The following is a 9025-nucleotide window of genomic DNA, read 5'->3' as shown; positions in this document are numbered from 1 at the left end:
GGACGGGGAACCGTCCGGGCCCGCGGCCTCGTCGTGCGTGGTGGACCGATCAGGTCTGGTGGAGAGACCAAGGGGGAGCACGTGCGGTTCGGGACCGGAATACCCGGCCTGCTGCAGCGGGTACGGCGGCTCGGCGTCCGGCTGGGGCGGCGGCGCACCCAGCGCCGGATCTTCCAGCTCGTCACCGCAGGCTCCGTGCTCGCGCTGGCGCCGAGCGCCTGGCTGTGGACCTCGGCGGGGGACCGGGTCGGTACGGTGGCGAGCGCGCCGCGGGCGCCGGTGGCGGTGGTGTTCGGCGCGGGCCTGGACCAGGGCAAGCCGTCGCCGTACCTGGCGCACCGGCTGGACGCGGCCCTCGACCTGTACCGGGGGCAGAAGGTCCAGGCGATCCTGGTCACCGGCGACAACGGGCGGGACAGCTACGACGAGACCGACGCGATGCGGCAGTACCTGATCGAGCACGGGGTGCCGCAGGTGCGGGTGGTGGGCGACTACGCGGGCTTCGACACCTGGGACTCGTGCACCCGGGCGCACCGGATCTTCGGGGTGGACCGGGCGGTGCTGGTCAGCCAGGACTTCCACGTCCGGCGGGCGCTGGCTCTCTGTCAGGCGGCCGGCATCGACTCGTACGCGGTCGGGGTGACGGAGGCGCACGACGAGACCTGGCTGTACGGAGGGCTGCGGGAGATCCCGGGGGCGGGCAAGGCGGCGCTGAACGCCTGGCTGCGGCCGGACCCGCTGTTCCTCGGGCCCAAGGAGGAGGGCATCCCGCAGGCGCTCGCCGACGCGGGGGCGGCGCAGCAGCGGTAGCGCGGGGCGGCGAGGCACCGGAGGCGCGGTACGGCGAGGCGCCGGGGGTGCGGGGCGGTGCGGTACCGGGGCGGCGGCCCGGTTCGGTCGGACTGTCGTACCCGTGCGGCATGATCGGCAGGTGCGGTCACTGCCGAGCATCATCCACCTCGACATGGACGCCTTCTTCGCCGCGGTGGAGCAGGCGTCCAAGCCGAGCCTGCGCGGGAAGCCGGTGATCGTCGGCGGCCTGGGCGGGCGTGGGGTGGTCTCCACGGCCTCCTACGAGGCGCGGAGGTTCGGCGTGCACTCGGCGATGCCGATGGCGCAGGCGCGCCGGCTCTGCCCGAACGCGGCGTTCCTGTCCGGGCGCTTCGAGGCCTACCGGCAGGTGAGCGAGCTGGTGATGGGCCTGTTGCGGGAGCTGTCGCCGCTGGTCCAGCCGCTCAGCCTGGACGAGGCGTTCGTGGACCTGGAGGCCGGCCCGTACGGCCCCGCGCTGGCGGCGGCGGATCACGGGACGGGGGAGCGGCTGGTGCTGGCCCTCGCGGAGGACCTCCGGGCCGACATCCAGCGGCGCACCGGGCTGACCGCCTCGGTCGGGGCGGCCGGGTCCAAGCTGATGGCCAAGATCGCCTCCGAGCAGGCCAAGCCGGACGGGCTGGTGCTGATCGAGCCCGGCCAGGAGCGCGTGGTGCTCGGGCCGATGCCGGTCCGCGCCCTGCCCGGCATCGGCCCGGCCACCGAACAGGTGCTGCGCCGGGCCGGCCTGAACACGGTGGCCGACCTCGCCCTGGCGGGGGAGGCGGAGCTGGTGCAGTTGCTGGGGAGGGCGCACGGCACCGGCGTCCACCAGATGTCCATAGGGCTGGACGACCGGCCGGTGGTGGCCGACCAGGACGCCAAGTCGGTGTCGGTGGAGGACACCTTCGAGGTGGACCTCGCCGACCGGGAGCGGGTGCTGCGCGAGGTCGACGTCCTGGCGGCGCGGTGCGTGCGGCGGTTGCGGGCGGCGGGCCGGTCGGGGCGGACGGTGGTGCTGAAGGTGCGGCGGTTCGACTTCTCCACGCTGACCCGCTCGGAGACGCTGCGCGGCCCGACGGACGACGAGGCGGTGATCACCGAGACGGCCCGGCGGCTGGCCTCGCAGGTGGACATCACCGGTGGCGTGCGGCTGCTCGGCGTGGGGGTCGCGCAGCTGGCCGACTACACCCAGGAGGACCTGTTCGCGCAGGCCGTCCGGGAGGAGGCGGAGTCCGGCGAGCAGGAGCCGGTGGCGGCCGAGGCGGAGGGGGAGCCGACCGCGCCTTCGACGCCGCACTGGATGCCCGGGCAGGACGTGCACCACGGCGAGTTCGGACCGGGGTGGGTGCAGGGCAGCGGGGTGGGGCGGGTGACGGTGCGGTTCGAGACGCCGTGGAGCGGGCCGGGACGGGTGCGGACCTTCGCGGTGGACGACCCGGCGCTGGAGCCCGCGCGTCCGCTGCCGCTGCGGGGGAGCGAGGGCGGGCCGGACGAGGGCGGGCCGGACGAGGGCGACGGGACCGGGGGCTGAACGTACGAAGCGGCCCCGCCCGGCAGGGGAAACCGGGTGGGGCCGCTTGAAGTGCCGGGCCTCGGGCGGTCGCGATGCCCTCGTCGACCGTTCGGGGTCCGGTCCCCCGCGCTCTGTCCCTGGGCGCGGGGGGTGGACGCCTCGTCAGGCGTCGGTCTTGGCCAGCTGGGGGCTGGAGTCCAGGTCCGCCGTCGCGTTGCCGGCGGCGACGGTGGTGGACGGCTTGACGGTGCGGATCAGGAAGGGGACGGCGCCGGCGATCGCGCAGACCACCGCGGCGGTCCAGAACGCGTGCTTGTAGGCGTCCAGGGTCGGCAGCGCGATCGGGATCGGCAGCTTCATGGTGTCGCCGGTCAGGATCGCGGCCATCACGGCGGTGCCGATCGCGCCGCCGACGGTGCGCAGCACGGCGTTCATGCCGTTGGCGATGCCGCTCTGCTCCACCGGGACGGCGCCGTTGATGTAGGCGGGCATCGCCGAGAAGGCGAGGCCGATGCCCAGGCCGAAGATCGCCGAGGCGGTGTAGATGTCGGCCTCGTGGCTGTGGCGCACGGCCAGGTAGGCCATCGCGACGGCGCCGAGGACGCCACCGAGGACCAGCGGCAGGCGCGGGCCGCGGCGGGCGATCAGCAGGGCGCCCAGCGGGGCGGCGACCATCGAGCCGACGGCCGACGGGAGCAGCATGATGCCGGCGTGCAGCACGGTGGCGGTGAAGCCGTAGTGCGCGAACTTCTCCGGGGTCTGGGCGAAGTTGCTGATCACCATGAACGAGCCGTACATGCCGAAGCCGATCAGCAGGCCGGCCAGGTTGGTGAAGGCGACGGCCGGGCGGGACATCATCTTCATGTCCACCAGCGGGTGCTTCACCTTGACCTCGATGACGCCCCAGACCAGGGCGACCACGGCGGCGACGGCGAAGAGGCCGAGGGTCTTGGTCGAGGTCCAGCCCCAGTGGTTGCCCTGGCTGACCGCGACGAGCAGGGCGGAGAGCCAGCCGGCCAGGGTGAGGGCGCCGAGCGGGTCGGCCCCGCCGTCCTTGTCGGTGACCGGGTCGCTGGGCACCCGCAGGGCGACCAGGGCGACCGCGATCAGGCCGAAGACCAGGCCCATCCAGAAGATCGACTTGTAGCTCCAGTGCTCCAGCAGCAGGCCGGTGGCGACCAGGCCGAGGCCGCTGCCGACGCCCATGGAGGCGCTGATGGCGGCGACGCCGCCGGTCACCTTCTGCTTCGGCAGCTCGTCGCGGACGATGCTGATCGCCAGCGGGAGCACGCCACCGCCGGCGCCCTGGAGGACACGGGCGACGACCAGCCAGGTGAAGGAGTGGGTGCTGACCGCCAGCGCGGAGCCGGCCACCAGACCGGTCAGCGATATCAGCAGCATCGGCTTGCGGCCGCGCAGGTCACCGAAACGGCCCAGCAGGGGGGTCAGCACGGCGGCGGAGAGCAGGTTGGCCGTCATCAGCCAGGTGATGCTGGAGCCGGAGACGCTGAGCTCCTTGGCCAGCGAGGGCAGGATCGGGACGACCGCGGTCTGCACCACGCTGAACGACAGCATCGCCAGGATGAGGGCCGGCAGGACCCGGGCGCTGCTCTGCTTCTCGGCCGCGGTGGTGGGCTGTGGTGCCTCACTCACGGTTGCTTCCTCCCGTACATAGTGAATGAACTGAAGTAACCATGCAGGGAGATACTTCATTGTGTCAAATATCGATCGGTGAAGCTTTGGCAAAGTCGAAGGACCCCGGGCCGCGGCGGGCCCGGGGTCCCCGGTGAGGCGTCGTCAGGCAAGCGGCCTGAGCGTGGCCGGGCGCGACGGTTCGTCGGCCGCGGCGGAGGCCGGCGTGGGGGGCGATGCGGGGGCCGGCGCGGAGGTCGGCGCGGGGGTGGGCTGGGCGGGGGCGTGCGCGTTCGGGGAAGTGGGGCCCGGGGTCGAGGCGGCGGCGGTGTTGTCGTGCACCTCGACGTGCTCGCGGCGCAGCTCGTCGCGGATCACCTCCTCGGAGGTGTACCGCTCGACCACCAGGCGCACCCGCTCGATCGGGGCCAGGTACTTGCGGACCACCGGGCGCTCCTCGCGCAGGGTGACCTCCTCCACCGCCTCCGCGATCTCCTTGTCGCTGAGCGAGGCCCGCTCCGTTTCGCCGACCGGCATCCGCTCCACCCGGACGCGCTCGCGGACCACCGGGACCCGGCGCTCCACCGGCTCGCTGGTCACGTACTTGCGCAGCTTCGCGGTGCCCAGGACGTGCCACTCGGTGGTGATGTCCAGGCGTTCCTCGCGGCAGGTGATCTCCACCGGGCCGCTGGGTGCGGACGAGGCCGGGCCGGAGGCGGTGGAGTCGGCCGGGGTGGTGGCTGGGGTGGCCGAGGTGGCCGGGGTGGCCGGGCCGGTGGTGGCTGGTGCGGCCGCGGGGCGCGGCTCGTGGGTGACCGGCGCCACGGGGGCGGCGGGCGCGGTGGTGCTGAGGGTTCGCACGTTGGCCTCCGTGGCGGGTTCGGACGGCTTGCCGAGGTCGGCCGCCGGGGTGGTGAGGGGGGACGGGGTCGCGCTGTCGGCCGAGTGGAAGCTGTCGGCCGAGTGGAAGGCGAGCGGCTTGGGCGCCGGTGCCGGTGCCGCGGCGGCGGGTTGGTCCGCGGACTTCGACGCCGGGGCCGCTGCTGCTGCGGCGGCCACCGTGCCCGCCACTGCCGCCGTGCCCGCCGCCGGGGCCGCGGGCTGGGCCGCCGCGGGCGGGACGGAGCCGAAGTCCAGGTCGGCCGGCTCGGAGCCGGAGCCGTCGCCCGCCGACGGGCGCCCGTCCACCGGGGTGTCCAGCCCGTAGTAGCGGTAGAGCTGGAGCTCCTGGGCCGGTGACAGGTGCTGGCCCACGCCGAAGTCCGGCGACTCCTTCACCAGCGACTTGTCGTACGGAACCCGCAGCTCGTCGCCGGAGAACTCGCTCGTGGTCAGGGGGACGAACGCGTCCCGGCCGAAGATGCCGGTCCGGACGGCGGCCCACTCGGGCTGTCCGGTGGCGTCGTCCAGGTACACCTCGTCGACCGTGCCGATCTTGTCTCCGTTGCGGTCGACCGCCTTGTGGCCGATGAGGTCCCGGGGGTCGATATCGGTCTGCACTCTTTCCTCCAGTGCGCTGCGCCTGCGGGACTCCCGCAGGCCGGCGGCCGGCCCGCCCGTCCCATCCGCCACTTCACACCAAAAGCCATGAACCGGACAGCCGCGACCGGGGCGGGGCCGGACGGGCCCGGTGGTGCGCCGTCCGGGTCACGGGCGAAGTCCCGGAGTGACCTGACGCACCCGTGATCGAAGGGCCTCCCGCTGGTACCCTGGGCGCGACCGCCGAGCCCGCTCGGGAGAGTCCCCGACAGTGAAAACCACTGGTCGGGGCGCCGAAGGAGCAACTCCTCCCCGGAATCTCTCAGGCATCCGTACCGTGTGGGATAGGTCACTCTGGAAAGCAGGGCAGGACTGCGGGCGAGGGAGCCGGCGGCCACCACCCTCACCGACGGTGCAAGCCGGCGGCGCGCCCACCGCGTGCCGCGCGGGTGAAGCTCTCAGGTCCCGATGACAGAGGGGGAGGCCTGTCGGGTCCGCCCGCCCAGGCCCGTCCGCTGTTGTCCGCAGCGGCGGAAGCCGTACGGGCGTGCGTACCCCCGCCGGTCCGTGACCAGGAGGCCTCGACCACCATGAACGCCCAGCCGAACGCGGGACGCCCCACCGGCGCCTCGACCCTCACCGAGCTTGAGCTGGCCAGCCCCTTCGAGAACCGCCACATCGGCCCCGACGCCGCCGCGCAGGAGAAGATGCTGGCGCAGGTCGGCTACGGCTCGCTGGACGAGCTCGCCGCCACCGCCGTGCCCGAGGCGATCCGCTCCATCACCGCCCTGGACCTGCCCGGTGGCCGCAGCGAGGCACAGGTCCTCGCCGAGCTGCGCGAGCTGGCCGGCCGCAACCAGGTGCTCCAGCCGATGATCGGCCTGGGCTACTACGGCACCTTCACCCCGCCGGTGATCCTGCGCAACGTCCTGGAGAACCCGGCCTGGTACACCGCCTACACGCCGTACCAGCCGGAGATCTCGCAGGGCCGCCTGGAGGCGCTGCTCAACTTCCAGACCCTGGTCTCGGACCTGACCGGTCTGCCCACCTCCGGCTCCTCGCTGCTGGACGAGGGCACCGCGGCCGCCGAGGCGATGGCGCTGGCCCGCCGCGTCACCAAGGTCAAGGGCGGTGTCTTCCTGGTCGACGCCGAGACCCTCCCGCAGACGATCGCGGTGATCGAGACCCGTGCCGAGCCGACCGGTGTCGAGGTCGTCGTCGCCGACCTCTCCGCGGGCATCCCCGCCGAGATCGCCGAGCGCGGCGTCTTCGGCGTGCTGCTCCAGTACCCGGGCGCCACCGGTGTGGTCCGCGACCTCACCCCCGTCATCGAGCAGGCCCACGGCCTCGGCGCGATCGTCGCCGTCGCCGCCGACCTGCTGGCGCTGACCCTGCTGAAGTCCCCGGGCTCGCTCGGCGCCGACATCGCCTGCGGCACCTCGCAGCGCTTCGGTGTGCCGATGGGCTTCGGCGGCCCGCACGCCGGCTACCTGTCGGTGCGCGCCGAGTACGCCCGCTCGCTGCCCGGCCGCCTGGTCGGCGTCTCCGTCGACGTCGACGGCAACCGCGCCTACCGCCTGGCGCTGCAGACCCGCGAGCAGCACATCCGCCGCGAGAAGGCCACCAGCAACATCTGCACCGCCCAGGTGCTGCTCGCCGTCATGGCCTCGATGTACGCCGTCTACCACGGTCCGGACGGCCTGGCCGACATCGCCCGCCGCACCCACCGCTACGCCGCCGCCCTCGCCGAGGGCCTGCGGGCCGGCGGCGTGGAGCTGCTGCACGGCGAGTTCTTCGACACCGTCACCGCCGTCGTGCCCGGCCGGGCCGCCGCGATCGCCGAGGCCGCGCGCGCCCACGGCATCAACGTCCACCAGGACGGCGAGGACCGGATCTCGGTCTCCACCGACGAGACCACCACCCGCGAGCACCTGGCGGGCGTCTGGGCCGCGTTCGGCGTCGAGGGCGTGGAGGTCGCCGAGGGCGCCGACGCGCTGCCGGCCGCGCTGCTGCGCGAGGACGAGTACCTGACCCACCCGGTCTTCCACAGCCACCGCTCCGAGACCGCCATGCTGCGCTACCTGCGCCGCCTGTCGGACCGCGACTACGCGCTGGACCGCGGCATGATCCCGCTGGGCTCCTGCACGATGAAGCTCAACGCGACCACCGAGATGGAGCCGGTGACCTGGCCCGAGTTCGGCCAGCTGCACCCGTTCGCGCCGATCGACCAGGCCCAGGGCTTCCTGACCCTGATCCGTCAGCTGGAGCAGCAGCTCGTCGAGGTGACCGGCTATGACGCCGTCTCGATCCAGCCGAACGCGGGCTCCCAGGGTGAGCTGGCCGGCCTGCTGGCCGTCCGCGCCTACCACCACGCCAACGGCGACACCCAGCGTGACGTCTGCCTGATCCCGTCCTCCGCGCACGGCACCAACGCGGCCTCCGCCGTGATGGCCGGCATGCGCGTGGTCGTGGTCAAGACCCTGGTCGACGGCGACGTCGACGTGGACGACCTGAAGGCCAAGATCGAGCAGCACCGCGACCAGCTCGCCGTGCTGATGGTCACCTACCCGTCCACCCACGGCGTGTACGAGACCGAGATCACCGACATCTGCGCGGCGGTGCACGAGGCCGGCGGCCAGGTCTACGTGGACGGCGCCAACCTGAACGCCCTCGTCGGCCTCGCCAAGCCGGGCAAGTTCGGCGCGGACGTCTCGCACCTGAACCTGCACAAGACCTTCTGCATCCCGCACGGCGGCGGCGGCCCGGGCGTCGGCCCGGTCGCGGTGCGCGCGCACCTCGCGCCGTACCTGCCGAACCACCCGCTCCAGGCGGAGGCGGGCCCGGCCACCGGTGTCGGCCCGATCTCGGCCGCGCCGTGGGGCTCGGCGGCCATCCTGCCGATCTCCTGGGCGTACGTCCGGCTGATGGGCGGCGAGGGCCTCAAGCGCGCCACCCAGGTCGCGGTGCTGAACGCCAACTACATCGCCAAGCGCCTGGCCCCGCACTTCCCGGTGCTCTACACCGGCCCCGGCGGCCTGGTGGCGCACGAGTGCATCATCGACCTGCGCCCGCTCACCAAGGAGACGGGCGTGACGGTGGACGACATCGCCAAGCGCCTGATCGACTACGGCTTCCACGCGCCGACGATGTCCTTCCCGGTGGCCGGCACGCTGATGATCGAGCCGACCGAGTCCGAGGACCTGCACGAGATCGACCGGTTCTGCGACGCGATGATCGAGATCCGGGCCGAGATCGAGAAGGTCGGTTCGGGCGAGTGGGCGGCCGAGGACAACCCGCTGCGCAACGCCCCGCACACCGCCGCCACGCTGGCCGGCGACTGGGCGCACGGCTACTCGCGGCAGGAGGCGGTCTTCCCGGCGGGCGTGAACCCGGCGGACAAGTACTGGCCGCCGGTCAGCCGGATCGACGGCGCGTACGGCGACCGCAACCTCGTCTGCTCCTGCCCGCCGCTGGACGAGTACGGCGTCTGACGTAGGGCGTCCCACGGACGGTGTCCGTGGAGGACGACAGGTGGCAGGGCCCCGGGGGGGGGGGGGCGCCGCTGGGGGGGGGGGGGGGGGTGCGCGG

General features: G+C 73.5%; 5 protein-coding genes, 1 pseudogene and 1 riboswitch. Of the genes and pseudogenes, 3 read left to right on the top strand and 3 right to left on the bottom strand.

What is annotated here, in order from left to right:
• Positions 1-111: 111 nt before the first annotated feature.
• Both ACFC1F_RS41605 and ACFC1F_RS41600 read left to right on the top strand, forming a co-directional pair.
• Positions 112-810 carry a vancomycin high temperature exclusion protein gene (locus ACFC1F_RS41605; RefSeq protein ID WP_376166805.1) on the top strand — a complete coding sequence of 233 codons (699 nt, stop codon included), beginning with the start codon at positions 112-114 and terminating at the stop codon, positions 808-810.
• A gap of 121 nt (positions 811-931) precedes the next feature.
• Positions 932-2344, top strand: coding sequence for a DNA polymerase IV (locus tag ACFC1F_RS41600; RefSeq protein ID WP_376166802.1), 1413 nt, complete (start codon positions 932-934; stop codon positions 2342-2344).
• A 144-nt stretch (positions 2345-2488) separates the two neighbouring features.
• Here ACFC1F_RS41600 and ACFC1F_RS41595 read toward each other — a convergent pair whose 3' ends face one another.
• The 3 genes and pseudogenes from ACFC1F_RS41595 to ACFC1F_RS41585 form a co-directional block, all read right to left on the bottom strand.
• Positions 2489-3979: an MFS transporter gene (locus ACFC1F_RS41595; RefSeq protein ID WP_376166800.1), complete on the bottom strand. Its 1491-nt coding sequence runs from the start codon at positions 3977-3979 to the stop codon at positions 2489-2491.
• A 144-nt stretch (positions 3980-4123) separates the two neighbouring features.
• Complete coding sequence (locus ACFC1F_RS41590; protein WP_376166803.1) at positions 4124-5095, bottom strand: YsnF/AvaK domain-containing protein; 972 nt, start codon at positions 5093-5095, stop codon at positions 4124-4126.
• Positions 5081-5458 (bottom strand): annotated as a pseudogene (locus tag ACFC1F_RS41585) (PRC-barrel domain-containing protein); the annotation flags it as partial. The pseudogene ACFC1F_RS41585 and the gene ACFC1F_RS41590, both read right to left, overlap by 15 nt.
• Positions 5459-5681: 223 nt before the next feature.
• Positions 5682-5785, top strand: a riboswitch (glycine riboswitch).
• Between the two features lie 242 nt (positions 5786-6027).
• On the opposite strand from ACFC1F_RS41585, the gene gcvP reads away from it, so the two are divergent.
• A complete protein-coding gene (gcvP, locus tag ACFC1F_RS41580) occupies positions 6028-8928 on the top strand; it encodes an aminomethyl-transferring glycine dehydrogenase (RefSeq protein WP_376166798.1) in 2901 nt (966 codons plus the stop codon).
• Positions 8929-9025 lie beyond the last annotated feature (97 nt).

Source organism: Kitasatospora sp. NPDC056181 (assembly GCF_042266225.1).
In the GTDB taxonomy this organism is placed as follows: domain Bacteria; phylum Actinomycetota; class Actinomycetes; order Streptomycetales; family Streptomycetaceae; genus Kitasatospora.
This window is presented reverse-complemented; position numbering and strand designations above follow the sequence as displayed.